Below are 25,947 nucleotides of genomic sequence, written 5' to 3'. Positions count from 1 at the left end.
TTAAACAGTCTGAACAAAACCATCAGATGGTCTTGGAATAACGTGCCTTGGTTTCCCGTTCACGCAAATGGCGGTCGAACAGCATGGCGATATTGCGGATCAGGAAACGCCCTTTGGGCTCCACCATCAGGAAATCGCCGTCAAAGGTCAGCAGGCCCAGCTTGTGGTACTCGCGGATGGCTGGCAGCTCGGCAGAAAAATACTCGGCGAAATTGATGCCGTGCACCTGCTCGATGGCTTCCACCGACAAGGAGAAGCGGCACATCAGCGCCTGGATGATGCCGCGACGCAGGATGTCGTCCTGATCCAGCACCATACCGCGCATTACCGGCAGCCGGCCTTCGTCCAGCGCGGCGTAATAGCTGTCCAGGTCCTTCTCGTTCTGGCTGTAACAGGGGCCAACCTTGCCGATGGACGACACGCCAAGGCCGATCATGTCGCAGTCGGCATGAGTGGAATAGCCCTGGAAATTGCGCTGCAGGCGGGCCTGGCGCAAGGCAATGGCCAGGTCATCTTCCGGCTTGGCAAAGTGGTCCATGCCAATGAATACATAGCCTGCATCCGCCAGGCTCTTTACCGCGTCCTGCAGGATGTCCAGCTTGGTGCTGGCGGCTGGCAGGTCCGCCTCGTTGATGCGCCGTTGCGGCATGAAAACGGTGGGCAAATGGGCATAGTTGTACAGCGCCAGGCGGTCCGGACTGATGGCAATCACCTTGTCCAGCGTGCGTTTGAGCGACTCGCGGGTTTGCAGCGGCAGGCCGTAGATCAGGTCCACACTGACCGACTTGAAGCCGGCTTCGCGCGCAGCCTCGATCACCTCCAGCGTTTCTTCCTCGCTTTGCACCCGGTTCACCGCGGCTTGCACCTGCGGGTCGAAGTCCTGAATGCCCACGCTCATGCGGTTGAAGCCCAGTCGCGCCAGATGATGCACGGTTTCACGACCCACCTTGCGCGGGTCGATCTCGATGGAATATTCTCCCTCCGGCAAAAATTCGAAGTGGGCACGCAACATGGTCATCAGGCGGTCCAGCTGCTCGTCGGACAGGAAGGTTGGCGTACCGCCGCCAAAGTGCAGCTGGATCAGCTTTTCCCGGCAGCCAAGCGAGGCGGCAACCAGCTTGATTTCCTTTTCCAGGTAATCGAGGTAGCGGTCGGCACGGCTCTTGTCCTTGGTAATGATCTTGTTGCAGCCGCAGTAGTAACATACCGTATTACAGAACGGTATATGAACGTACAATGATATTGCGTTCTGATGCATGCCCAGGTGGCGCTGCATCAGCCAGCTTTTATAGTCCTTCTCGCCAAACGCCGGGGTAAACCGGTCTGCGGTCGGGTAAGAAGTGTATCTTGGGCCGGAACCATCAAGACGTTCGATCAATGCTCGGTCGAACTCACAGTGGGTAGGCGAAAACGGATGGGTGGTGTGCATGTCGTCGGGTATTGATAGTCAAACGTCAGGTGGACTGGTAAATTTGCGGAAAACGTGCGAATTCCGCTTTGACAAGGGTCAAGCTTCTTTACAGGGTTGTACAAAACACGCGATGTCAGACCAACACCAACACACTCTGCACGCACTGAAGGTGTCCTGCTCCAACTGCAGTCTGCGCGAACTCTGCCTGCCCATCGGGCTGAACCGCGACGAAATGACGCAGCTGGATGCAGTTATCCGTCAGAGCCGCCGCCTCAAGCGCGGTGAATACCTGTTCCGCAGTGGCGAAGCCTTCAAGTCGCTGTTTGCCGTGCGCACCGGTTTCTTCAAGACCAGCGTGGCAAGCCAGGACGGTCGTGAACAAGTCACCGGCTTTCTGATGTCCGGCGAACTCATGGGCCTGGATGGCATCTCGTCCAATGTGCATGGCTGCGACGCCATTGCCCTGGAAGACAGCGAAGTCTGCGAACTGCCCTTCAACCGCATGGAAAGCCTGGGGCGCGACATTCCCAGCCTGCAACACCACTTTTTCCGGCTGATGAGCCGCGAAATCGTGCGTGACCAGAACGTCATGCTGCTCCTGGGCAACATGAAGGCAGAAGAACGTCTGGCTGCCTTCCTGCTGAACCTGTCACAGCGTCTGTCCACCCGCGGCTTTGCCGCCAACGATTTCATCCTGCGCATGAGCCGCGAGGAAATCGGCAGCTTCCTCGGCCTGAAACTGGAAACCGTCAGCCGTACGCTGTCCAAGTTCCAGCAGCAAGGCTGGCTGAGCGTGGACCACAAGCACATCCAGCTGATCAAGGCCGATGCACTCAAGGACCTGATCTCCGGTTGTACCCACGCCAACGGCGTATAAGCCGACAGGCACGGTAACAGCCATCCGGGCGGTGGGCGCAATGCGCCTTACCGCCCTTTTTGCATCTTCCGCCCATCAGGGCAGGCGCGCCATTCTCCGCAAGCACTAACTCTTCCGGGCAAGGTATTACCAGCGCCCGATCAGCATGCCGGCCACCAGTTGCTCGGCCCGTTCCGCCACTTCAGCCAGCTGCGCGGCGTCCGGCTCGCCGCGTACCACCACGGCGGGCAGCACTTCGTGCCAGCCATAGCCGGCGATGATGCGCCGCATGGCGTGCACGGCCCCCATGCCATCGTTACCGGCTGACACCAGCAAGAGGCAAGCCAGCCCCTCGGTGCGGCCCTGTGCGGGGTAGAAGGTGCGGTCAAAGAAATCTTTCATCTTGCCCGCCATATAGCCAAAATTCTCCGGCGTTGCCAGCACGATGCCGTCTGATGTCAGCAAATCATCCAGTGTGGCCTGCTCGGCGGGCAGGCAGTTGAACTGCAGGTCATCCGTCAGCTGCGCTACGCTGGCGCGCACGGCGTCAACCAGCTGCAAGGTGCGGCCGGTCTGGCTGGCATACAACAACAGCAAGCGCTTCATGCGGCGGGACTCCCTGGCAGCGTGGCCATCAATGCCTGCAGGCGCGTTGCTTCGGGCCAGCCTGGCGGCACCACGAAACCGCGCGCCACCTCCTCCCAGTAGCCATCGCCCAGCGGCAGCAACTCTGCCACCAGTTGCGGCACCACGGCCTGATGCAATTCCTGGCGCAGGCTGTGCTGTTCACGCACTTCGGCTTCGGCCACACGGGCCGGAGCCAGCCAGCTCAAGCGTGGCAACCACATCCAGCGTGATGCCGGGCTGCTACTGGGCCAGGGGTGCAATAGCGGGCTGAACCAGCCTTGCAGCTGATCCGCAGCCAGTGGCGGCATGGGACGGGACGGTCGGGAATAGAAAAACCAGCCGGCCAGCCGGGCCTGACTGGCGCAGGCCACAAAGTCTGGCGGCAACACGCGCCGGGCCAGGGGGTGGCGGGACAGCTGCAACTGCGCCTGCAATTTGCCTGCCTTCAGCAGCCAGGCATCGCGCAGACTGGGGCCTACCAGACTGTCCGGCCCCTCCCCCAGTTGCAGATAGAATTTGCTGGCGGTTTCCACGTGCAGTGGTTCGCCATCCAGCCGGATCAGGAAATCAAACTCGCCAATGGTGCGGCCGCTGGCGTCCCGTAGCGGCAGATTGGCGGCCACCAGCTCGATATGGGGCGCGAGGTGAAACCAGAAAGCCAGCAAGCGCTCGGCATAGTGGCCCAGACGGCGACAGGGCTGGTCGGCCAGCCAGGCATAGAGCGGTGCCGGGTCTTGCTCCAGCGCGGCCAGCAAGGCCGGGCCATCCGGGCCCAGCAGGCGTTGTGGCGAAAGATTGCAGCCGCTATCCCAGGGGGCAGGTGCGGTCAGCAGGAAAGCCAGATCACGCAGCGCAGGCTGCGTGTAAGGCAGATAAAAACCGCGATCAGGATTCGCCGCCGTGCTCATGGCCGTCTGCCACGCGCTGGATCTGCTTCATCAGGCCACGCAGGATGTCCACCTCGTCGCGCAGCATGCCGGAACGGTTGAACAGCGCGCGCATGCGGCGCATCAGTCGCTCGCTGTTACGGCGGCGGTAGTAGCCGATGGCATCCATGGTCTGGTCCAGATGCTGGCAGAAGCCTTCCACCTCGCCCAGGCTGGCGGTTTCGCTTTCCGGACGCAGGTATTCCACGTCAACGCCGGTATGGCTGAACAGCTCGTAAGTCATCACCTGCACCGCCATGGCCAGGTTGAGCGAGAAGTAATCCGGGTTGCCCGGAATGGTAACCAGCCGGTTGCACTGCTCCACTTCTTCAATCGACAGGCCGAAGGTTTCATTGCCGAACACCAGCGCCACCTGTTCGCCATCGCGCGCACGGGCCACCAGTTCGGGCGTGGTTTCGCGCGGAGTGGACAGTGGCGTGGTCAGCTCGCGGCGGCGGCTGGTAAGCGCGCAGGCCACGGTGACGTCGCTGAGCGCCTCACTGAGGCTCGCCACCACGGTGGCGCTCTCCAGCACATCCACGGCACCGGAGGCCAGGGCATTGGCTTCATCGCTGGGAAACACTTTGGGTTCAACCAGATACAGGCGGGTCAGCCCCATGGTTTTCATCGCCCGTGCGGCCGAACCGATATTGCCCGGATGGTTGGGCCGAGCCAACACGATGCGAATGTTTTTCAGAAAATCAGGTACTTGGGGTTTATTCATCAGCAGTTTCACATTAAAATGGCGGGCATATCAAAAAGCCCGCGCGCTCGCGCCGGCTTTTTTTGTTCCTTAACCCAGATTGTTACTGTCAGATGTCGAGCCATGTTGGCTGACATCTGCTATCCGTTCTAGAGGCCGTCAATGCATCCGATGCTCAATATCGCGGTTAAAGCCGCCCGCCGTGCTGGCAGTGTAATCCAGCGTGCGTCGCTTAACCTCGATACCATTCGTGTAGAGAAGAAAAAGCACAATGACTTTGTGACCGACGTGGACCGCGCTGCCGAACAGGCCATCGTGGACATGATTCTCGAGGCGTATCCCAAGCACGCCATTCTAGCAGAAGAGTCCGGCGCCAAAGGCGTGGGCTCCTCCGAATACGAGTGGATCATCGACCCCATCGACGGCACCACCAACTTCCTGCATGGCCATCAGCAATACGCCATCTCCATTGCACTGGCGCACAAGGGCCAGGTGCAGCAGGCCGTGGTGTACGACCCTAGCCGTAACGATCTGTTTACCGCCTCGCGTGGCGTTGGCGCTTTCCTCAACGACCGCCGCATCCGTGTTTCCAAGCGCTTCATGATGAATGAATGCGTGATCGCCACCGGTTTCCCGGTATCCGACCAAAGCTATATCGACCAGTACCTGGGCATGCTCAAAGATGTGCTGGGCAAGACTGCCGGCGTACGTCGCGAAGGCGCTGCCTCGCTCGACCTGTGCAATGTGGCCTGTGGCCGCGTGGACGGTTTCTGGGAAATGAACCTGAAACCGTGGGACATCGCTGCGGGCAGCCTGATCGTGCAGGAAGCCGGTGGCATCGTCACCGACCTGAGCGGCGAACAGGAATGGATGGAATCGGGCGACATCGTGGCCGCCAACCCCAAGGTGCTGGCCCAGCTGCTGGCGACCATCGCGCCGCACCTGAACAAGTAATCATTGCCTCGGTGCAGGCAGCAAAAACGGCAACCCGCGGGTTGCCGTTTTTTTATTTGCCGCTCGCTGGCGGCTATTCGTGCATCACCACTTCCACCGCAGGCGCATCCGCGGCGGCCTTGCGCGGCCGGAGCAACAACAGCAAGGGCAGCATGGCCAGAAAGCTGTAGGTAATCAGCCAGTACACATCGACAATCGACACCATCAGCGCCTGGCGCTGCAACTCTGCCGCCAGCTGGGTGGCGCTTGTGCCATCCACCACCGTCTTGCCCATGCGCGCCAGATAGTCCTGCAACCAGGGATTGTCGGCGCTGAAAAAACCACTCAAGGCATTCCAGGCTGACTGCTCGCCGCGCGAATAGGCGGTACTGACAATGGCAATCCCCACCGAGGAGCCCATGGTGCGCAACAGGCTGAACAGACCGGCGGCCTCGGCCGACAGCCGTGCAGGCAAAGTGGACATGGCCATGGCCGACAACGGCACATAAATCATGCCCAGCCCAAAGCCCTGCAACAGCACCGGCCAGGCAAACCAGAATGGACTGGTATCCAGGTTGTAATGGGTACACACCCAGGTGCCGCAGGCACCAATCAGCAAGCCACTGCCAATCAGGTAACGCGAATCCACCCGGCCAATCAGCTTGCCCACAATCATCATGCTCACCAGGCTGGCAATGCCGCGCGGTGCCATGATCAGGCCGGTATCCAGCGTGGGGTAGTGAAACAGCCCTTCCAGCATGATGGGCTGAATCACCATGGCCCCGTACATGGACAGGCCCAGCGCGGCAATGACAATACTGGCGGCCACGAAATTGCGGTCCTGGAACATGTGCAGATCGAACAAGGGATGGGCGCTGCCGGACAAGCCGCGCCAGATGAAACCCACCGCGCCCAGCACCGCCAGCACGCTGGCCACCACGATGCCGGTACTGGAAAACCAGTCGTCGCCATTCCCCCGGTCCAGCACATACTGGATGCCACCAATGGCCAGCGAAATCAGCAACAGGCCCAGCCAGTCGATGTCGCGCTCGCGCTTGGGCGTATCCGGCACCTGGCGCGCCAGCAGCAAGGACAACAGCCCGACCGGCAGGTTGATGAAGAAGGTCCAGCGCCAATCGAACATATCGGTCAGCCAGCCGCCCAGCGTGGGCCCGGCAATCGGCCCCACCATCACCCCCATGCCCCAGATGGCCATGGCCTTGCCACGCTGTTCGCGCGGGTAGTTGTCCACCATGATGGCCTGCGACAAGGGCACCAGCGCAGCGCCGAACACACCTTGCAACAGACGGAACACCACCAGCTGGCCCAGATTCAGCGCCACGCCGCACAGCATGGAGGCCAGCACGAAGCCGCTGATGGACAGCAAGAGATAGCGTCGCCGCCCCAGTTTGTCAGTCAGATAACCGGTCAGCGGCATGCAGATGGCGCTGGCCACCAGATAGCTGGTCAGCACCCAGCTGATCTGGTCTGATGTTGCCCCCAGTTCGCCCTGCATTTGTGGCAGTGCCACGTTGACGATGGTGGTGTCCAGTACCTGCATCACCGTGGCCGCCATCACCGCCACGGTCACCAGCACACGCTGGCTCAAGCGCCCGGCTCCTGTGCCTGTTCGGCAGCATGGCGGATTTGTGCCAGCACCTTGATGCAGGTTTGCAGCTCGGCCTCATCCAGCCCGCCCAGCAGTTCGGCTTTCAGCGCATCGGCCACTTGCAGCAGCTCGCCGGAAACCTGGCTGGCCTTGGCAGTCAGCAATACCCGTTTGGCACGCCGGTCCTGTTCATCCTGCTGGCGGGTGATCCAGCCATCGGCCTGCAATACATCCAGCAGCCGCACGAGCGAGGCCGGTTCTATGCCCACCCGGGCGGCGAGTTCGTTTTGCAGCAAGGGCTCACCGGCACGGCCCAGTTTGAGCAATACCTGCCAGGTAGCCTGGGAAAAACCATAGGGACGCAGTCGCTGGTCCAGCAAGGCGCGCCACGCCTTGGGGACGGCACCCAGCAATTCGGCAAGTTCTTGATGAGACTGTGGCATGAGGCATCCTGAATTTGATTAGCTCACTAATTATATGTCTGCAAATTTTCATCACCAAGTACTTCATCACATGAGCCGGAGCCACGCTAGCCATCTGCTATGCTCTTATCATTGAACAGGAGAACCACCATGCCCCAGTTGCTTACGCGCTTGTATCTTGCTGCCTTGTGCTGCCTGCCGCTGCTGGCACTGGCCGCCGGCCCGGACTGCAAGCGCAGCTACACCCTGGCCCTGCATGAACATGGCTTGCTGTATAACGCCGGCACGCGCAGCGGGATTGATAAAGACGTGGCGGACGAGCTGATCCGCCGCAGCGGCTGCAAGGTGGAAGTCAGCCTGCTGCCGCGCTCGCGCATCTGGAAATTACTGGAAGTGGGCAGCCTGGATTTCAGCCTGTCAGGCATCACCAATGAACAGCGCGAACGCTACGCGGCGTTTGCCTGGTATTTTGCCGACAAATACAGCCTGATCGTACGCAAGGACAGCGGCGTGCAGACGCTGGCGGATTTCGCCGCCCGCAATGACGTGAAGCTGGGTGGCATCCTGAGCTTCCGCTACAGCAACACCATCAATCAGCTGGTGGACAAACTGGACCAGCAAGGACGGCTGATCGGCAGTTACGATTATGAAACCTTGTATCAGAACCTGCGCCAGGACCGCACCCAGGCCATCATCATCGAGCCGTTTGATTATTCCGACCTGGAAAAATACCAGGTGGCCAAGCTGGTCCGCATGGTGGAAACCAATGACCAGCCCACACCCCACGGCCTGATCATGTCGAAAAAAACCATCTCGCCCGAACAACAGGAGCGCTGGCGTGACCTGATCAACGACATGCGCCGCGATGGCACGCTGCTGAAAATATTCAGCAAGTACTTCAACCGGGAAGAAGCGCAGCAGATGACCAGCTTCTAGCCGCCCGGCCTGTCCGCTTGCGGCTGGCGGCGTGCATCAAACACCAGCTTCATCAGCAGCACCGCCATGCTCAGCAGCAAGGTCAGGCCATTGGCCAGCACCACCGGTCGTGAATGAATCAGCAGGCCGTAACTCAGCCACAAGGCCACGCCGCTGCACATCAGCAGATACATGCCCAGCGAGATATCCCCAGCCGATTTCTTGCGCCATACCAGCCACACCTGCGGCAAGAAAGACAGGGTTGTCAGGCAACCGGCCAACAGGCCCAGCCATTCCACCAGTGCGGCGTTCATCCGGCCTTACTCCGACAGCCATTGCATGGGTTGCAACAGGTCCAGCCGGTCGGTGCAGACGCTATCCACACCCCAGGCCATGATTTCGCGCGCCCGCGCCACATCGTTCACCGTGTAGCACAGCAACTGGTAACCGGCGGCCTTGATGGCGGCGGCCAGCTGCGGCGTCAGCGTGGCATGGTCGCAATGCAAGGCAATGCAGCCCAGCAACTGCAAGGTGGCCTGCCAATCCGCCGGAATCTCCTCCACCAGCCAGGCGCGTGGCAAATCCGGCTCGGCCAGCTGTGCGGCGCGCAGGGCGTCCACACTGAACGATGACAATAGCGGCGGCACGGCCGCACCAGCCCACAGTCGCGCAGCTTCTTGCGCCACCAGACGGCCGGTTTCATCATCGCGTCCCGGACAGGGTTTGATTTCCACATTCAGCAGCATGCCCTGCGCGCGGCAATAGGCCGCCACATTGGCAAAGCCGGGCAGCGCCTCGCCGGCAAACTGCGCACCCTTCCAGCCACCGGCATCCAGCTGCGAGAGCTGCGCCATGCTCAGCTCTGCGGCCAGACCATGGCCATTCGTGGTGCGATCCACCGTATCGTCGTGCAGCAGAAAGCACACATTGTCGGCGGACAGCTTCACATCACACTCGGCGGCCCGGTAGCCATATGCTACGCCGGCACGAAAACCGGCCAGCGTGTTTTCCGGAGCCATGACGCCGCCGCCACGATGAGCGACCAGCCGGGGATAGGGCCAGGGTGAGGTGTGCTGCTGCGACATGTGGTTCTCCATCCGGAAGGGTGTTCAGGAACAAGACAGATCATGCCTATCGTAACGCCAGGAATGCGCTCTGCCAGTGCTGATTTGCGGCTATTGCGTCAACGGCGGCCAAGGCAGGCCGCATTGTCCATTACACCGGCAAAAGGTTGCAATTATCTGGCCTGTATGTGACCCGGACATGACAAAACCCGACCTGCATGCGACAGGCCGGGCCGGAACCATCCACAATCACTGATATCGCAAAGTACCGGTCTTGCCCCAGAACACCCGGTAGGCAAAGGCGGTATAGCCGATGATGCAGGGCAGCACCAGCAGCGCGCCCCACAGCATGATCCACAAGGCTTCGGGGTCGCTGGCGGCCTGCCAGATATCCATGCGGCCCGGTATCACCTGCGGGAACACGCTATAGGCCAGCCCCCAGAAAGCCAGCAGCACCATGCCCACGGTGGTGGCAAACGGCAGCCAGCAATAGCTGTCGTTGCCGGCTGCCTGACGCCGGGCCAGCCGTGGCAGGGCCAGCCATTGCACCACGAACAGCGCCAGCGTCCCCAGCGGCAAGGGCAGCAGCAAGAACAGCTGCGGCAGGGCAAACCATTTGCCGGCGATGGCCGGATTGGCCAGCGGCGTCACGATGGACACCAGCAGCACGGCCAGGCCCGCGCCCGGCACACTGCGCCGCGCCCAGCCAAGTGCCTGCCTTTGCAAGGCACCTTCCGTCTTCATGATCAGCCAGCAGGCACCCAGCAAGGCATAGGCCGCAGTCAGCCCCGCTCCCACCAGCAAGGCAAACAGCCAGGGCAGCAAGCCGTCGGCAAAACCGGTCAGATAGCGGCCCAGCATCACGCCTTGCGCCAGCGAAGCCAACAAGGAACCGAAGGCAAAGATGGCATTCCACCATGGGCGGTGCGGGTCACGCGCCTTGACGCGAAAATCGAAGGCCACCCCGCGCAGGATCAGCCCCACCAGCATCAGCAGTACCGGAACGTACAAGGTACCAAACACCACACCGTGCGCCATGGGGAAGGCCACCAGCAACAGGCCCGCGCCCAGTACCAGCCAGGTTTCGTTGGCATCCCAGAACGGGCCGATGCTGGCCACCATGCGGTCCTTGCCGGCATCGTCCGCCAGTGGCAACAACAGGCCCACGCCCAGATCAAAGCCATCCAGCACCACATACACCAGCATGGCCAGCCCCATCAGCCCGGCGAAGATCACCGGCAACCAGTATGCAGCGTTCATGCTTGCACCTCCTTAAGCGCCACGGCAGCATCAGCCTGTCCTGCGGCTTTGCCGGCCAGATGAAACAGCACCGAGATGTAGGCCAGCAGCAGGCCGGCATACAAGGCGAGATAAGTCAGCAGCGAACCGGCCACCATGCTGCCGGTCGCCGCCCCGGCAGCCTGTGCGGTGGTGAGTACACCCGTCACCAGCCAGGGCTGGCGGCCGATTTCCGTCACATACCAGCCAGCCAGCGTGGCTACCCAGCCGGCAAAGGTCATGCCCACCAGCAAGTACAGCAGGCGACGGTCCAGTCCGGCAGCATCCCGGCGACGCAACTGCCAGGCAGTGAGCCAGGACGCCAGCAGCATCAGCACCCCTACCCCCACCATCACGCGGAAGCTCCAGAACACCTTGGCCACCGGTGGATGCTGGGCAAATTCGTTCAGGCCGCGGATTTCGCCGTCAGGGTCGTGCTTGATGATCAGGCTGGCGAGGCGCGGAATGCCCAGCGCGTAGTCATTGCTTTGGGTATCGGCATTGGGCAGGGCAAACAGCAGCAAGGGCGCGCCACGCTCGGTATGCCACACCCCTTCGATGGCCGCCAGCTTGGCCGGCTGGTGTGCCATGGTATTCAGGCCATGCGCGTCCCCCGCCAGGATTTGCAGCGGAATCAATAACGCCGCCAGCCATGCACCGGTTTTCAGTGCCACGGCATTGCCCGCGCTGCGGTCGGCCTTCAGCAGACGATAGGCCGACAACCCGGCCACCAGAAAGGCCACGGTCAGGCCGGAGGCCAACAACATGTGTGTCAACCGGTAAGGCATGGACGGGTTGAAAATCACCTCCAGCCAGCTGGTGACATGCGCGCGGCCATCCTTCATCACGAAACCGGCCGGAGTTTGCATCCAGGAATTGAGCGCGATGATCCAGAACGCCGACAGGCTGTTGCCAAAGGCCACCAGCAGCGTAGCCAGCGTATGTACCCGTTCTGATACCCGGCTGCGGCCAAACAGCATGATGCCGAGAAACCCCGCCTCCAGGAAAAACGCAGTGAGGATTTCATAGGCCAGCAAAGGCCCGGCGATATTGCCCACCGTTTGCATATAGCCCGGCCAGTTGGTGCCGAACTGGAAGCTCATGGTGACGCCGCTCACCACGCCCAGGGCAAAGGACAGTGCAAAAATCTTCACCCAGAACCCGTAGGCATCCATCCACGCCTGCCGGCCGGTGCGCAGGTAACGCAGCTTGAAGAACAACAGCACCCAGGCCAGCGCGATATTGATGCTGGGAAACAGGATATGAAAGCTGATATTGGCGGCAAACTGGGCACGTGCCAGTGCCAGGGCATCCAGTTCCATGACGGCTACTCCCTATCGGTATCTCGCCCGGTCAGCTTGCTCAGCGACTGGGTGAATTGCAGTACTTTCTGCACCTGCGAGCCCAGCTTCATCAGCCGCTGTAGGGTTTCCACATCCATGTGCTGGATGTCGGAGAACCAGGTGGTGACCAGCTCGATCAACTGATACATCTCGCTCATGCGCTGTTGTGCGTGACGCTCGGCATCGCTGGCCGGTTTCTCCATCATCGCCCCGCGCAACATGGTGAGGGTGGGTTCCACCTCGCGCTTTTTGCGCTCCTCGGCCAGGGTCTTGAAGATGGCCCAGACATCATCCGGGGTGGAAAAGTATTCGCGCCGGTCGCCGGGATAATGCTGCAGCTTCACCAGCCGCCACGACTCCAGCTCCTTCAGCCCCATGCTGACATTGGAACGGGAGAAACTCAGGCTTTCGGCAATTTCATCGGCATTGAGCGGTTTTTCGGAAACAAACAGCAGGGCATAAATCTGACCGACGGTGCGATTGATGCCCCAGCGGCTGCCCATTTCACCGAAATGCGCCACAAAGGACTGGACAAGGGGGGTGGTATTCATGACTTCCTCAATTTTCAGGAATTTCTGAAAGTTTGATAAAGATCATAATTTCATCACTTGGTTCTGGTCAATGCACAGATTGCTTGACCAAACAGCTTGCCAATCAGTACAGGCCATGGATGCAACATGTGCTTGCAGCCCGCCACCGCCGCGATGCTGGCCTGACACCCAGAGCCCGCTACGGTAGAATTCGCGTTTTGCGTCAGCGCCCCGCCTCGGTGGGGCGTTGTCATCTGCACCCGATATCAAAAGAGCACCACGCGCATGAGCACGCCCCAGCACACCCCGATGATGCAGCAGTACTTCGCCCTGAAAAGCCAGCATGCCGACAAGCTGCTGTTCTACCGCATGGGCGACTTTTACGAGCTGTTCTACGAGGATGCGGAAAAGGCGGCGCGCCTGCTGGACATCACCCTCACCACCCGCGGTGCCAGCGGCGGCAACCCGATCAAGATGGCAGGTGTGCCCTATCACGCTGCCGAAGGCTATCTGGCACGGCTGGTGAAAATGGGTGAATCGGTGGCCATTGCCGAGCAGATTGGCGACCCGGCACTAGCCAAAGGCCCGGTGGAACGCAAGGTGGTGCGCATCGTCACCCCCGGCACCCTCACCGATGCTGCGCTGCTGGACGACAAGCGCGACAACCTGGTGCTGGCGGTCAACATGATCAAGGGCACGCTGGGCCTGGCCTGGCTGTCCATGGCCAGTGGCGAATTCAAAATCATGCAAACCAGCGTGGAAGAGTTCGCCAGCGAAATGGAACGGCTGAAACCGGCCGAGCTGGTGCTGCCGGACGACAGCGGGCTGAATATCTTCGAACAGGTCAGCTGCCCGCGCAAAAAGCTGCCGCCCTGGCAGTTTGACCACGACTCCGCCCAGCTGGCGCTGACCCGCCACTTTGGCACGCATGATCTGGCAGGCTTTGGTGCCGACACCCTGCCGGTGGCGGTAGGTGCCGCCGGCGCGCTGCTGGAATACGTCAAATCCACCCAGAGCGTAAACCCGGCCCACATCGCCCAGCTGGCGGTGGAAGACGCGGGCGAGCTGATCCGCATGGATGCCGCCACCCGGCGCAATCTGGAACTGACCGAAACCATACGCGGCGAGCCCTCGCCCACACTGGCATCCATGCTGGACACCTGCGCCACCAGCATGGGCAGCCGCCTGCTGCGCCACTGGCTGCACCACCCCATCCGCCAGCACGGCAAGCTGCAACGCCGGCTGGAATCGGTACGCGCGCTGCTGCCGGTGCATCAGGATATCCACGCCCAGTTGCGCGAAGTGGCCGACATCGAACGCATTACCGCCCGCATTGCCTTGCGCAGCGCCCGTCCGCGCGACCTCGCCGCCCTGCGCGACTCGCTCAAGGCCCTGACCGGTGCCAAGCAACTGGCCGCCAGCCTGGACGCCCCGCTGCTGGGTGAACTGTCGCGCGTGCTGCCGGATGAGTCTCCGGTCGAACAACTGCTGAGCGCGGCCATCCTGCCCGAACCGGCAACTTTCCTGCGTGATGGTGGGGTGATCAATCACGGCCTGAATGCCGACCTGGACGAGCTGCGCGCCATCCAGACCGATTGCGGCGACTTCCTGCTGGCGCTGGAAGCGCGCGAGAAGGAGCGCACCGGTATCACCACCCTCAAGGTGGAATTCAACCGCGTGCACGGCTTCTATATTGAAGTCTCCCGCGCCCAGGGCGACAAGGTGCCGGACGACTATCGCCGTCGCCAGACCCTGAAAAATGCCGAGCGTTACATCACGCCGGAACTGAAGGAATTCGAAGACAAGGCACTGTCGGCGCAAGACCGTTCGCTGGCCCTGGAAAAGCAGTTGTACGAACAGCTGCTGGACCAGCTCGCGCCCTATATTCCCGATCTCAAGCTGATCGCCCAGGCCGTGGCCGGGCTGGACGTGCTGGCTGCCTTTGCCGAACGCGCCAGCAGCAATAATTATGTCGAACCGGAATTCGTCAGCGACACCCGGCTGGAAATCATCGAAGGCCGTCACCCGGTGGTGGAAGCCGAGGTGGAGCGCTTCATCGCCAACGACACACGCCTGAGTGACAGCCGCAAGCTGTTGCTGATCACCGGCCCCAATATGGGCGGTAAATCCACCTATATGCGGCAGAATGCGCTGATCACCCTGCTGGCACATATTGGCAGTTTTGTACCGGCCAACCGCGCCATCATCGGCCAGATCGACCGTATTTTCACCCGTATCGGTGCCTCGGACGACCTGGCAGGCGGCCGCTCCACCTTCATGGTGGAAATGACCGAAACGGCGAATATCTTAAACAACGCCACCGCCCAGTCACTTGTGCTGATGGACGAGGTGGGCCGTGGCACTTCCACCTTCGACGGCCTGGCGCTGGCCTGGGCCATTGCCAAGGCGCTGATCGAAAAAAGCCGTGCCTACACCCTGTTTGCCACCCACTATTTCGAGCTGACCACTCTCGCCGAGCAATACCCGTCCGTGGCCAATGTTCACCTGTCTGCCGTCGAGCACAAGGACCGCATCGTGTTCATGCACCATGTGGACGAAGGCCCAGCCAGCCAGAGTTACGGCCTGGCAGTGGCCCAGCTGGCCGGGGTGCCTCCCAAGGTGATTCGCGAGGCAAGACGCTATCTTGCCGAGCTGGAAAACCAGTCTGCCGCCCGCGTTCAACCCGACCTGTTTTCCGCTCCGCCAGTTACGGCAAGCACCGTGGAAACCGCACCGGATCCTGCCCTGGAAATGCTGGAAGAAATCGACCCTGACGAACTGACACCGCGCCAGGCACTTGAATTTCTCTATAAAGTGAAAAAAGTGCTGAAATGATTCAGCAAAATTTCTGCCGTCTTCTATGATGAAAAAATCATGACAACCAGAGAACAGGAGCATTAATCATGTCGTCGCAGAGCACTGCCAGTAATCCGGGATTGATTCGTCTGTTTGGTCACGCCGGAGAAGATGGCAGCATTTCCCTTCAAGCCATTCGCGATAGAGCCTCCAAGCAGTTGACACGTTTTGCCACGCTGGCAGAAGAAGAACTGGCTGCCCGCCAGATCAGCATGCCCCCGGCCATCAGCCTGGTCAGCTGTCCTGGTTGCAGTCTCACACTGGAAAACAATCACCCACAGGCCGACGACATCCTCACCTGGCTTGACGGCAATGCCAAAGTTTCCAGCCTGTTCAAAGAAGTGGAAGTCCTGTTTGAAATTATCCGCGCTACTGAGTACGCAGGTGAAACCTTCCCCGAATCATCCTGCTTCCATATCGGCCTGACCAGTGCGGGTCCGATTGCTTATTTTGAAGATCACGTGTGCAGTCAACAGTAATCCGCCAGGCCTGCGGCCTGACCGACAGGGAGACTCAGGTCTCCCTGTTTGCTTTTGGGCCTGACGTAATAGCTGGTCAATAGCCCTGGCCAGCCACCTGCAAAAGTGAAATTTCCTAGGGGATCATCAGACTCCCGGGTGCTCAAGTACTTCTACCATCAAGGTACGCACTTTTACTGGAGCCACCCCATGCCCCTCACCGAAACCATACGCCCGGCCATCGCGCCACAGCGCCCACCTTTGGCACCCCAAGAGCCTGGGCTGGCAGAAAACCTGTTATTGCAAGCCAAAACCCTGTTGGGCATGTTTGGCCAGCAAGCCCTGCAGGAAATGAAAGCCCGCAGCATCCATATCCCGCCAGCCATCTGCCTGATCAGCAACGCGGAAGGCACGCTGGAATTGCACAGCCAGCATCCGCAAGCCAGGGCCATACGCTTGTGGCTGTCCAACAGCCATGACTTGCGGCTGCCATTCCATGAAACACGCGCATTGTTTGAATTGCTCAATGCCTGCGCCCCCTCCAAAGGCTATGTACCAGGCATGTCCTTTTGCATCGGCCTCACCTCGGCCGGCCCACTTGCCTATTTTTCGCACTGAAACCAGGCCCCCGCCGCTGTCATCACAAAAAAAGGGGAAGCGACAGCTTCCCCTTGCTGCATTGATGCTCACACCTATAGCTGGCGAAAACGCATTTCCACCGGATACGGAAAAAAGTCCTCGATCACGCCATCCTTGATGCGCTGCTGACACTGCTGCCAGAACCGTGGATCCAGCAGGTCTCGGTGATAGTTGAGGAAAGTCTTGCGAATCTGCGGGTCACCCAGCAAAAAGGTGGCAAATTCTTCCGGAAAAACATCATGACGGCCAACCGGGTACCACACCTCGCCGGAGAGTTCCATTTCCGGATTGGGCGCAGGCGGTATGCGGCGGAAATGGCAGTCCGTCATGTATTCGATTTCATCGTAATCATAAAAAATCACCCGACCGTAGCGGGTCACACCAAAATTCTTGAACAACATGTCGCCCGGAAAAATATTGGCCGATGCCAACTCGCGGATAGCCATGCCGTAGTCGCGAATCACCCTCTCCTTTTCCGTCTCGTCGCATTGCATCAGGTATATGTTCAGCGGCTTCATGCGCCGCTCGATATACAGATGGCGAATGACAATGCTGTCGCCGCTTTCTTCTATCATTGATGCCGCCTGACTGCGCAGCTCATCTAGCAATTCCGGGGTAAAGCGGCTGCGTGGAAAGGCCACATTGGAAAACTCCAGCGTATCGGCCATGCGCCCTACCCGGTCATGCCGCTTTACCAGCCGGTATTTGCGCTTGACCGTATCGCGGTCCATTTCTTTGGGCCCGCCAAACACATCCTTGATCAGTTTGAACACATAGGGATAGGACGGCAGGGTAAACACCAGCATCACCAGGCCACGAATGCCGGGCGCAATGACAAACTGGTCATTCGAATGCTGCAGGTGCTGCACGAAATCGCGATAGAAGGTGTTCTTGCCCTGCTTTTGCAGGCCCAGCATGGTGTAAAGCTCGGCCTTGGTCTTGCTGGGCAGCATGCTGCGCAAAAACTGCACATAGGCCGACGGCACTTCCATGTCCACCAGGAAATAAGCCCGGCTGAAGGAAAACAGCACACCAATGCGCCATGGCTCCAGCAACACGGTGTCCAGATACAGCTTGCCGTTTTCATCGCGCAGTACCGGTACGGCAAACGGATAGCTCACGCCACCATTGATCACCTTGCCGAAAATATAAGCCGCCTTGTTGCGATAGAAAGCCGAAGACAATACCTGGATTTGCAGATTGGCTTCCGCACTTGGCCATTGGCCTGAAAAATACTGCGCTATCGCGCCCAGCACGCAGGCCAGATCCCGGTTCAAGCGGGCAAAAGGCAGCGCCCAGGCAAAATCTCGCACGATCTGCCGCATCACCTGGCGCAAACCACTGGCTGCCGGATAGTAACTACGATAGCAAGGGGGATCAGACTCGATATATTCGGTGGAAATGACCGGACGGATAAAGATGAAATCGTTGTTGAAGTAATCCCGGTGCAGCATGCGGGTGAACACCGAGTTGAAAAAGGTCTCGGCCAGTTCCGGCTGCTTGTGCTGGGTCAGCAGGCCGATGAAGTACAGCTTGGCCTGCTGCCAGATTTCATCATCCAGTAAATCAGCATGAAATTCGTGATGCAGCCGGCCAACCGTTTCTTCCACCCGCTCGTCGTAAAACTGGATGCGGTCGCGGATGGCCTGCTGCACGCCTTGCCAGTCCGCGCGCTCGAACAGGGATTTGGCCTGCTTGCTGCAGGCGCGAAACAAGCGGTAATGCTTGTTGAACCCGGCGACAAGCGCCAGGGCGATATCGCGGGCAACCGGGTTGTAGTACTCGGGAATATGCATGATGGGGCCTCATCGCTGTCGCGCATCCAGCCAGCCGCCCCAACGACAACAATCAGGACTTGTTTTTGCGGGCAAAACGGAAAGATGGTTGCGCTCGGGACTGACCGCCCCCCGCTCCCGCCTTCCCCTGGGGCAAGGGCGTCGGCTTGCCCAGACGCTCAGCATGGGACAGTGCCGGTAAATCTTCAAGACTCACCTCGATGCTGCGCAACTCGCCCGGCTGCATGTCACCCAGCCGCCACGGGCCAATGGCTGCGCGCACCAGTCGCAAGGTAGGCAGTCCCACCTTGGCCGTCATGCGGCGCACCTGACGGTTCTTGCCTTCGCTGATGATGATTTCCAGCCAGCAATCCGGTACGGTCTTGCGAAAACGCACAGGCGGCTTGCGCTCCCACAAGGCTGGCGGATCGATCTGGCGCACCTGGGCCGGTCGGGTGACAAAGTCGCCCAGATCCACCCCGGCGCGCAGCGCGGCCAATTGTTCTTCGCTGGCACGGCCTTCCACTTGCACCCAGTAGGTTTTGGGCAGTTTCCAGCGCGGGTCGCTGATGCGGTGTTGCAAGGCACCCTCCCCGGTCAGCAACAGCAAGCCTTCGCTGTCGGTATCCAGGCGGCCAGCCGGATAGATGCCCGGTGTGGAAATATGATCCTTCAGCGTCGGATGCAATTCGTGCCGGGAAAACTGGCAAATGACGCCATAAGGTTTATTGAACAGAAAAAGCGCGGGCATTGTGGCTGGACCATACAGAAAGTGAAGTCATGGCCCGGATGATACCAAGGAGCGCCAGCACTGGTCATGCCACCATTCCGCAACTTGCCGCATTGCCCCAGGCAAAGCACTCACTGCGACAAAGGAGGACAGCAAAAACCGGAACATGGAACTATGCTGTGGACTGCAACTCACAGCACCGGTGCGTAAAATTCACATTCGAACACGCGTTTAGCCAGTCGCAAGGGCAAAGTTCGGATACTTACAAACAGTGCGAACATTTGAGGGGTATAATTCACTTCCGAAAAGACAGCCGCAAGTTGAAGGCCATGCTGCCACGCCAAGGTCATTGCGACCAACGGGCAGCACGGTTGCATCATGCAGTATCTTTCCCACGCGCCTAGCGGAACATCCCCCGGTGTGCGAAAGCCGCCTCGCGCAGTCGTTCTGACGTCAAAATAATCATTGGAGATAGAGCAATGCCTTCGGAACAGCCGACCATCATCTACACCCTGACCGACGAAGCACCTGCGCTGGCCACCAGCGCCTTCCTGCCAGTCATCCGTACCTTTACCGGCAGCGCCGGCATCAATATTGAAACTGCCGACATCTCCGTCGCCGCCCGCGTACTGGCCGAATTCCCCGAATACCTGACCGACGAGCAAAAAGTACCGGATACGCTGAGCGAACTGGGCAAGCTGACCCAGGACCCGGACACCAACATCATCAAGCTGCCGAACATCAGTGCTTCGGTTTCGCAGCTGATTGCCTGCATCAAGGAACTGCAATCCAAGGGCTACGCCCTGCCGGACTACCCTGAACTGCCCACCACCGACGCCGATCACGCCTTGAAAGCCCGCTACGCCAAGTGTCTGGGTTCGGCCGTGAACCCGGTGCTGCGTGAAGGCAACTCCGACCGCCGCGCCCCGCTGGCGGTAAAGAATTACGCCAAGAAGCACCCGCACTCCATGGGCGAGTGGAAACAATGGTCGCAAACCCATGTTTCCCACATGCACCATGGCGACTTCTACCACGGCGAAAAGTCCATGACCCTGGACAAGGCCCGTGACGTGAAAATGGAACTGACCACCAAGAGCGGCCAGACCATCGTGCTCAAGCCCAAGCTTGCCCTGCAGGCCGGTGAAATCATCGACTCCATGTTCATGAGCAAGAAGGCACTGTGCGAATTCTACGAGCGCGAAATGGAAGACTGCCGTGAATCCGGCATCCTGTTCTCGCTGCACGTGAAAGCCACCATGATGAAGGTGTCCCACCCCATCGTGTTCGGTCACTGCGTCAAGATTTACTACAAGGACGCCTTCGAGAAACACGGCAAGCTGTTCGAAGAGCTGGGCGTGAACGTGAACAACGGCATGGCCAATCTGTACGAAAAGATCGAGACCCTACCGGCCACCAAGCGCGAAGAAATCATCCGCGACCTGCACGCCTGCCAGGAACACCGTCCGCGTCTGGCCATGGTGGACTCCGCCAAGGGCATCACCAACTTCCACTCGCCCAACGACGTGATTGTCGATGCCTCCATGCCGGCCATGATCCGTGGCGGTGGCAAGATGTGGGGTGCCGATGGCAAGCCCGCCGACTGCAAGGCCGTGATGCCGGAATCCACCTTTGCCCGTATCTATCAGGAGATGATCAACTTCTGCAAATGGCACGGCAACTTCGACCCGCGCACCATGGGCACCGTGCCCAACGTGGGCCTGATGGCGCAAAAGGCAGAAGAATACGGTTCGCACGACAAGACCTTTGAAATCGCTGAAGACGGCGTGGCCAACATCGTTGACCTGGCTACCGGCGAAGTCCTGCTGAGCCAGAACGTGGAAGCCGGTGACATCTGGCGTATGTGCCAGGTGAAGGACGCACCGATCCGCGACTGGGTGAAGCTGGCCGTGACCCGCGCCCGCAACTCCGGCATGCCGGCAGTGTTCTGGCTGGACCCGTACCGTCCGCACGAAAAGGAACTGATCAAGAAGGTAGAAACCTACCTGAAGGATTACGACACCAGCGGTCTGGAAATCCACATCATGTCGCAAGTCCGCGCCATGCGTTTCACCCTGGAACGCGTTGCCCGCGGTCTGGACACCATCTCGGTCACCGGCAACATCCTGCGAGACTACCTGACCGACCTGTTCCCCATCATGGAACTGGGTACCTCGGCCAAGATGCTGTCCATCGTACCGCTGATGGCTGGCGGCGGCATGTACGAAACCGGTGCCGGTGGTTCGGCTCCGAAACACGTACAGCAGCTGCTGGAAGAAAACCACCTGCGCTGGGATTCGCTGGGTGAGTTCCTCGCCCTGGCCGTTTCGCTGGAAGAACTGGGCATCAAGACCGGCAACAACAAGGCCAAGATTCTGGCCAAGACGCTGGATGCCGCCACCGGCAAACTGCTGGACAACGACAAGTCCCCGTCGCGCCGCACTGGCGAGCTGGACAACCGTGGCAGCCAGTACTACCTGGCCAGCTACTGGGCCGAGGCGCTGGCCAACCAGAGCGAAGACCTGGAGCTGCAAACCCAGTTTGCCCCGCTGGCCAAGCAACTGGCCGAGCAGGAAGCGCAAATCATTGCCGAACTGAAGGCCGTGCAAGGCAAACCGGCAGATATCGGTGGCTACTACCTGCCCGATGCAGCCAAGTGCCAGGCTGTGATGTGCCCGAGCAGCACCTTCAATGCCGCACTGAAGAGCGTTCACGCCTAAGTCCTCTTACCGGCCTTCACGGTCGGTAGCACCACACCAGCGCCAGGATTCCTCCTGGCGCTTTTTTATTGTCATGCCGGCATGCGTCAACCATCGGCCAATAAATTTGTCTGATCTTTCTCTGCAACAGCCGCGCCAAGGTCTAGGCTGAGTGAGTGGAAAACACTGCTGAACCCGGCAGTCCCTACCCTGTAACAAGGAGAGAACAACAATGAGTGCGTCCCATATCAAGGTTCCGGCTGAAGGACAGAAAATCATTCCGGGACAGGCCATTCCGGACAACCCCATCATTCCCTTCATTGAAGGGGATGGCATCGGGATCGACATCACCCCGGTAATGATCAAGGTCATCGACGCTGCCGTGGCAAAGGCCTATGCCGGGCGCAGGAAAATCCACTGGATGGAAGTGTATGCGGGGGAAAAATCCACCCGGCTGTATGGCCCGGACGAATGGCTGCCCAAGGAAACCTTCGATGCGCTGAAAGAATATTCGGTCTCCATCAAGGGGCCGATGACCACTCCGGTCGGCGGCGGCATCCGCTCGCTCAACGTCGCCCTGCGCCAGGAACTGGATTTATACCAGTGCGTGCGCCCGGTACAGTATTTCCAGGGCGTGCCATCCCCGCTCAAGCACCCGGAACTGGTCAATATGGTGATCTTTCGCGAGAACACCGAAGATATTTATGCCGGGATTGAATGGCAGGCCGGTTCGGATGCGGTGAAAAAGGTGATCGCCTTTTTGCAAAACGAAATGGGCGTGAAGAAAATCCGCTTTCCGGACAGCTCTGGTATCGGCATCAAGCCCATCTCGGTGGAAGGAACCGAGCGACTGGTGCGCGCTGCGCTCAATTACACCATCGCCAACGACCGCAAGAGCCTCACCATTGTCCACAAGGGCAATATCATGAAGTTCACCGAAGGTAACTTCCGTGATACGGCCTATGCGCTGGCCCGCAAGGAATTCGGGGCCGAGCCGATTGATGGTGGCCCGTGGTGCAAATTCAACAACCCCAATACCGGTCGGGAAATCATCGTCAAGGACGCCATTGCCGATGCCTTCCTGCAACAAATCCTGCTGCGCCCGGCCGAATACGATGTGATTGCCACCACCAACCTCAACGGCGACTACATCTCGGATGCACTGGCTGCCCAGGTTGGCGGCATCGGCATAGCACCGGGAGCCAATATTTCCGACCACTACGCCTGCTTTGAAGCCACCCACGGAACGGCACCCAAATATGCCGGCCTGGACAAGGTCAACCCCGGCTCGCTGATTCTGTCCGCGGAAATGATGCTGCGCCATCTGGGCTGGGTGGAAGCGGCGGATCTGGTGATCCGGTCCATGGAAGCAGCCATTGCCGACAAGCAGGTCACCTACGACTTTGCCCGCCTGATGGACGGCGCTACCGAAGTTTCCTGCTCGGAATTCGGCGATGCCATGATTGCCCGTATGTAACCCCTCCTCACATCATCCCCCGGCAAGGCCCGCTTCTATGCGGGCCTTGTGCGTTTCAACCGGCCACCAGCGCCCGCGCTGCATCCAGCACCTGTGCTTTGGCTGCATCCACCCGCTTGCCGGCACGCCAGGCCATCATCACTTCCCAGTGCCAGGCTGGCAGTTCTGGCACGCACAGGCGGACCAGGGTGCCATCCTGCAAATCAGCCTTGATCGACAACTCCGGCATGAAGGACACAAAACCATGACGCAACACCAGCTCGCGCGCAGCAGATGCCGGTTGCACCGCATGTATCGGGCTGGGCAGCTGCCGCAGCATGCGAATCTGCTGGATCAGGCTCTCACACTCATCCCCCCAGAACTGGGGCGCAATACGGTGCCGGGCAATATCAGCCAGTGCCAGCACCCCGCCAGCAGCGGCCAGGGGATGACTGGCAGCCACCACCGGAACAATAGGTGAGCGCCACAGCAGCTCCATCTGGATACCTGCCATGGCCGGGCATTTCAGTACAAACCCCACCTCAACCTGGCCAGTCAGCAAATCCTGCATGATTTGCTGGGAGTGATCGGTATTGCAGCGGATTTCCATCGGTGCGTCCGCCAGTTTCATCAGCAAGGGACCAAACACCGGAGAAGTCAGCGATGGCAGACAAGACAGGCGGATACGCCGTACCGCCGGCGTGCCCTGCATGGCATCCAGACCTTGCCGGTAAACCGTCAGCGACTGACGGGCAGACTCCAGAAAAGCCTCGCAGGCATTGGTGGCCACGGCGCCACGCCGATGACGGGTAAACAGGGTGACACCCCAGTGCTGCTCCAGCAAACCGATGCGCTGGCTGACCTGCGGCTGGGACCAGCCCCGTTTGGCCGCCGCCTGGCTGAAGCTGCCCAGTTCGGCCACATCCAGTAGAAGCTCCAGATCAGACAAGGCAACAGACATAATCAAAACCGATATGAAATATGAGGAGAAATAGACTTACATAATAGCAGGATGCCTCCCTAGAATGCTGTTCGAATGAGGAGAAGACATGGCATCCGCACAGCGTGCCCGCAAGCTTGGCAAGGCTTTCATCCTGCTGGACAACCTGCTGGTGATATTCGGTTTTTTCATGGTGTTTCCGCTGATCAGCCTGCACTTCGTCGATCAGCTGGGCTGGAGTGCCAGCACGGTCGGGCTGGCACTGGCACTACGCCAGTTCATGCAGCAGGGTCTTGGCTTGTTTGGCGGCTCGCTGGCCGATCGCTTTGGCGCCAAGCCGCTGATCGTCTCTGGCATGTTGCTGCGCGCAGCGGGCTTCGCCTGCATGGCCATCGCACATGCCCCCTGGCTGCTTTACCTGTCCTGCCTGCTCTCCGGCTTGGGCGGCACCCTGTTCGACCCACCCCGCACCGCACTGGTGGCCAAGCTGGTACTGGCCCGCCACCGCCCGCATTTCTACGCCCTGCTGATGATGCAGGACAGCGCAGGGGCGGTTGCTGCCGCCTTGCTGGGCAGCTGGCTGCTACAGTTTGACTTCCGCTGGGTTGGCCTGGCGGGCACCGCCATTTTTGTTCTGGCGGCCTTGGTCAATGCCTTGCTGCTCCCGCCCTACCGGGTTGCCACCGGTACCGCATCGCCCTGGCAATCCATGCGCGTGGTTCTGCAAGACCGCAGCTATATGCGCTTTGTACTGACCTTGAGCGGCTATTACATGCTTGCGGTGCAGGTCATGCTGCTGGTTCCGGTCACCATCAAGCAACTCACCGGCAGCTACCAGGCCGTCGGCTGGATGTACACGCTGGAAACCTGTCTGTCACTCAGCCTGCTCTACCCGTTGGCACGCTGGGGCGAACGTCACCTGCGCCGCGAGCAGCGCATGCTGATCGGACTCGGCCTGATGAGCCTGAGTCTGGCCGTCATGAGCAATGTGATGCATCCATTGGCCGCATTCAGCGTGCTGGGGTTGTTCTTTGTCGGCTCCATCATCATGGAACCGGCGCGGGAGACCCATGTTGCCAGCCTGGCGCGTCCACACGCCCGCGCCAGCTACCTGGGTTGCAGCCGGGTGGGGCTGGCTGTAGGCGGAGCACTGGGCTATGTCGGCGGCGGCTGGCTGCTGGATGCATCGCACCAGTGGCAGCTGCCCGCCTTGCCCTGGTTGTGCCTGTCACTGGTTGGCAGCATCACCTTGCTTGCCCTCTGGTCTCAGTGGCAACCGGACGCCAGCGGCAGCGCCTGTGCACGCAACAATGCATGAAAAACAAAACCCGCCAACTGGCGGGGTTCTGTTTGAAGCTGTCGGGACGTTGACCGGTCAGATCAGCGTGCCTGGCAATCCTGGCACATCCTCTGCCTGATCAGGCAGCCTGGATGTTCGACGCTTGCTTGCCTTTCGGGCCGCTAACAATGTCAAAGCTTACACGTTGCCCCTCTTTCAGGGTCTTGAAGCCTTGCATGTTGATGGCGGAGAAATGGGCAAACAGGTCTTCACCACCCTCATCCGGGGTAATAAAGCCAAAGCCTTTAGCGTCGTTGAACCACTTAACGGTACCAATTGACATGTTACTTCCTTGATTGACGATGGCTGGTGAGGCCGAACAACTTAAAGCCTGCTGTCCATTGCGGCTTATCCGACAATGCCAAACAGCTAAGCCAAGCACCTGACAGCATTTCTACGCAACCATTGTGATAGCGTCAAGCCCCTGAAGGAATTCGCACG

The 25,947-nt window shown here is 59.8% G+C and carries 24 protein-coding genes; 9 read left to right on the top strand and 15 right to left on the bottom strand.

Annotation, left to right across the window (positions count from 1 at the left end; genetic code table 11):
* Nucleotides 1-22 precede the first annotated feature (22 nt).
* Complete coding sequence (gene hemN, locus ACE3SE_RS14925; protein ID WP_374556356.1) at nucleotides 23-1,429, bottom strand: oxygen-independent coproporphyrinogen III oxidase; 1,407 nt, start codon at nucleotides 1,427-1,429, stop codon at nucleotides 23-25.
* A gap of 112 nt (nucleotides 1,430-1,541) precedes the next feature.
* Between hemN and fnr the strand changes: the two genes are divergently transcribed.
* On the top strand, nucleotides 1,542-2,288 hold the full coding sequence (gene fnr / locus ACE3SE_RS14920; protein ID WP_045846577.1) for a fumarate/nitrate reduction transcriptional regulator Fnr: 747 nt from the start codon (nucleotides 1,542-1,544) through the stop codon (nucleotides 2,286-2,288).
* Nucleotides 2,289-2,414: 126 nt separating this feature from the next.
* Here fnr and ACE3SE_RS14915 read toward each other — a convergent pair whose 3' ends face one another.
* Genes ACE3SE_RS14915 through ACE3SE_RS14905 form a run of 3 tightly spaced genes read right to left on the bottom strand, consistent with a single transcriptional unit; the run spans nucleotide 2,415 to nucleotide 4,544 of the window.
* Nucleotides 2,415-2,873 (bottom strand): flavodoxin family protein, encoded by a 459-nt coding sequence (locus ACE3SE_RS14915; protein WP_374556354.1) that lies wholly within the window; start codon nucleotides 2,871-2,873, stop codon nucleotides 2,415-2,417.
* Nucleotides 2,870-3,802 carry a DUF1853 family protein gene (locus tag ACE3SE_RS14910; protein WP_374556352.1) on the bottom strand — a complete coding sequence of 311 codons (933 nt, stop codon included), beginning with the start codon at nucleotides 3,800-3,802 and terminating at the stop codon, nucleotides 2,870-2,872. The genes ACE3SE_RS14915 and ACE3SE_RS14910 overlap by 4 nt, the downstream gene beginning before the upstream one ends.
* A complete protein-coding gene (locus ACE3SE_RS14905) occupies nucleotides 3,780-4,544 on the bottom strand; it encodes an RNA methyltransferase (protein WP_045846730.1) in 765 nt (254 codons plus the stop codon). The genes ACE3SE_RS14910 and ACE3SE_RS14905 overlap by 23 nt, the downstream gene beginning before the upstream one ends.
* Nucleotides 4,545-4,685: 141 nt before the next feature.
* On the opposite strand from ACE3SE_RS14905, the gene ACE3SE_RS14900 reads away from it, so the two are divergent.
* Nucleotides 4,686-5,477 carry an inositol monophosphatase family protein gene (locus ACE3SE_RS14900; protein ID WP_062789113.1) on the top strand — a complete coding sequence of 264 codons (792 nt, stop codon included), beginning with the start codon at nucleotides 4,686-4,688 and terminating at the stop codon, nucleotides 5,475-5,477.
* A 73-nt stretch (nucleotides 5,478-5,550) separates the two neighbouring features.
* Here the strand turns inward: ACE3SE_RS14900 and ACE3SE_RS14895 are convergent, their stop codons facing one another.
* Both ACE3SE_RS14895 and ACE3SE_RS14890 read right to left on the bottom strand, forming a co-directional pair.
* Nucleotides 5,551-7,065 (bottom strand): DHA2 family efflux MFS transporter permease subunit, encoded by a 1,515-nt coding sequence (locus tag ACE3SE_RS14895; RefSeq protein WP_207389768.1) that lies wholly within the window; start codon nucleotides 7,063-7,065, stop codon nucleotides 5,551-5,553.
* Complete coding sequence (locus ACE3SE_RS14890) at nucleotides 7,062-7,508, bottom strand: MarR family winged helix-turn-helix transcriptional regulator (RefSeq protein WP_062789112.1); 447 nt, start codon at nucleotides 7,506-7,508, stop codon at nucleotides 7,062-7,064. Before ACE3SE_RS14890 ends, ACE3SE_RS14895 begins: the two co-directional genes overlap by 4 nt.
* Before the next feature lie 129 nt (nucleotides 7,509-7,637).
* Between ACE3SE_RS14890 and ACE3SE_RS14885 the strand changes: the two genes are divergently transcribed.
* The gene (locus ACE3SE_RS14885) at nucleotides 7,638-8,423 is read left to right on the top strand and encodes a substrate-binding periplasmic protein (protein ID WP_374556349.1); all 786 of its coding nucleotides are present in this window, start codon (nucleotides 7,638-7,640) and stop codon (nucleotides 8,421-8,423) included.
* Here the strand turns inward: ACE3SE_RS14885 and ACE3SE_RS14880 are convergent.
* The 5 genes from ACE3SE_RS14880 to ACE3SE_RS14860 form a co-directional block, all read right to left on the bottom strand.
* Entirely contained in the window at nucleotides 8,420-8,716 is a 297-nt protein-coding gene (locus ACE3SE_RS14880; protein ID WP_045846582.1) for a SemiSWEET family sugar transporter, read from the bottom strand. The genes ACE3SE_RS14885 and ACE3SE_RS14880 overlap by 4 nt on opposite strands.
* Nucleotides 8,717-8,722: 6 nt before the next feature.
* Nucleotides 8,723-9,487 carry a glycerophosphodiester phosphodiesterase gene (gene ugpQ / locus ACE3SE_RS14875; RefSeq protein ID WP_374556347.1) on the bottom strand — a complete coding sequence of 255 codons (765 nt, stop codon included), beginning with the start codon at nucleotides 9,485-9,487 and terminating at the stop codon, nucleotides 8,723-8,725.
* A gap of 228 nt (nucleotides 9,488-9,715) precedes the next feature.
* Complete coding sequence (locus tag ACE3SE_RS14870; RefSeq protein WP_374556345.1) at nucleotides 9,716-10,726, bottom strand: cytochrome d ubiquinol oxidase subunit II; 1,011 nt, start codon at nucleotides 10,724-10,726, stop codon at nucleotides 9,716-9,718.
* Nucleotides 10,723-12,066: a cytochrome ubiquinol oxidase subunit I gene (locus tag ACE3SE_RS14865; RefSeq protein WP_374556343.1), complete on the bottom strand. Its 1,344-nt coding sequence runs from the start codon at nucleotides 12,064-12,066 to the stop codon at nucleotides 10,723-10,725. The genes ACE3SE_RS14870 and ACE3SE_RS14865 overlap by 4 nt, the downstream gene beginning before the upstream one ends.
* 5 nt (nucleotides 12,067-12,071) lie before the next feature.
* Nucleotides 12,072-12,638: a GbsR/MarR family transcriptional regulator gene (locus ACE3SE_RS14860; RefSeq protein ID WP_131357866.1), complete on the bottom strand. Its 567-nt coding sequence runs from the start codon at nucleotides 12,636-12,638 to the stop codon at nucleotides 12,072-12,074.
* A 264-nt stretch (nucleotides 12,639-12,902) separates the two neighbouring features.
* On the opposite strand from ACE3SE_RS14860, the gene mutS reads away from it, so the two are divergent.
* The 3 genes from mutS to ACE3SE_RS14845 all read left to right on the top strand — a co-directional run bounded on the left by mutS (nucleotide 12,903) and on the right by ACE3SE_RS14845 (nucleotide 16,549).
* Nucleotides 12,903-15,452, top strand: a complete 2,550-nt coding sequence (gene mutS, locus ACE3SE_RS14855; RefSeq protein ID WP_374556341.1) for a DNA mismatch repair protein MutS — start codon at nucleotides 12,903-12,905, stop codon at nucleotides 15,450-15,452.
* A gap of 68 nt (nucleotides 15,453-15,520) precedes the next feature.
* On the top strand, nucleotides 15,521-15,952 hold the full coding sequence (locus ACE3SE_RS14850) for a hypothetical protein (RefSeq protein ID WP_199101948.1): 432 nt from the start codon (nucleotides 15,521-15,523) through the stop codon (nucleotides 15,950-15,952).
* Nucleotides 15,953-16,141: 189 nt separating this feature from the next.
* Nucleotides 16,142-16,549 carry a hypothetical protein gene (locus ACE3SE_RS14845; RefSeq protein WP_374556339.1) on the top strand — a complete coding sequence of 136 codons (408 nt, stop codon included), beginning with the start codon at nucleotides 16,142-16,144 and terminating at the stop codon, nucleotides 16,547-16,549.
* 74 nt (nucleotides 16,550-16,623) lie between these two features.
* Here ACE3SE_RS14845 and aceK read toward each other — a convergent pair whose 3' ends face one another.
* Together aceK and ACE3SE_RS14835 are read right to left on the bottom strand one after the other, a co-directional pair.
* Complete coding sequence (aceK, locus tag ACE3SE_RS14840) at nucleotides 16,624-18,366, bottom strand: bifunctional isocitrate dehydrogenase kinase/phosphatase (protein WP_374556337.1); 1,743 nt, start codon at nucleotides 18,364-18,366, stop codon at nucleotides 16,624-16,626.
* A gap of 52 nt (nucleotides 18,367-18,418) precedes the next feature.
* Nucleotides 18,419-19,096: a pseudouridine synthase gene (locus ACE3SE_RS14835; protein WP_374556335.1), complete on the bottom strand. Its 678-nt coding sequence runs from the start codon at nucleotides 19,094-19,096 to the stop codon at nucleotides 18,419-18,421.
* A gap of 458 nt (nucleotides 19,097-19,554) precedes the next feature.
* Here ACE3SE_RS14835 and ACE3SE_RS14830 point away from each other — a divergent pair, with 458 nt between their 5' ends.
* Together ACE3SE_RS14830 and icd are read left to right on the top strand one after the other, a co-directional pair.
* Nucleotides 19,555-21,792, top strand: coding sequence for an NADP-dependent isocitrate dehydrogenase (locus tag ACE3SE_RS14830; protein ID WP_374556333.1), 2,238 nt, complete (start codon nucleotides 19,555-19,557; stop codon nucleotides 21,790-21,792).
* Nucleotides 21,793-22,003: 211 nt separating this feature from the next.
* A complete protein-coding gene (icd, locus tag ACE3SE_RS14825) occupies nucleotides 22,004-23,248 on the top strand; it encodes an NADP-dependent isocitrate dehydrogenase (RefSeq protein ID WP_045846592.1) in 1,245 nt (414 codons plus the stop codon).
* Nucleotides 23,249-23,303: 55 nt separating this feature from the next.
* Here icd and ACE3SE_RS14820 read toward each other — a convergent pair whose 3' ends face one another.
* A complete protein-coding gene (locus ACE3SE_RS14820; protein WP_045846593.1) occupies nucleotides 23,304-24,188 on the bottom strand; it encodes a LysR family transcriptional regulator in 885 nt (294 codons plus the stop codon).
* Nucleotides 24,189-24,276: 88 nt separating this feature from the next.
* Between ACE3SE_RS14820 and mdtH the strand changes: the two genes are divergently transcribed.
* Nucleotides 24,277-25,485, top strand: a complete 1,209-nt coding sequence (gene mdtH / locus ACE3SE_RS14815) for a multidrug efflux MFS transporter MdtH (protein WP_374556330.1) — start codon at nucleotides 24,277-24,279, stop codon at nucleotides 25,483-25,485.
* A 100-nt stretch (nucleotides 25,486-25,585) separates the two neighbouring features.
* Here mdtH and ACE3SE_RS14810 read toward each other — a convergent pair whose 3' ends face one another.
* The gene (locus ACE3SE_RS14810; RefSeq protein WP_045846595.1) at nucleotides 25,586-25,789 is read right to left on the bottom strand and encodes a cold-shock protein; all 204 of its coding nucleotides are present in this window, start codon (nucleotides 25,787-25,789) and stop codon (nucleotides 25,586-25,588) included.
* Nucleotides 25,790-25,947: the final 158 nt, after the last annotated feature.

Source organism: Aquitalea pelogenes (assembly GCF_041914625.1).
GTDB lineage: Bacteria > Pseudomonadota > Gammaproteobacteria > Burkholderiales > Chromobacteriaceae > Aquitalea > Aquitalea pelogenes.
This window is presented reverse-complemented; position numbering and strand designations above follow the sequence as displayed.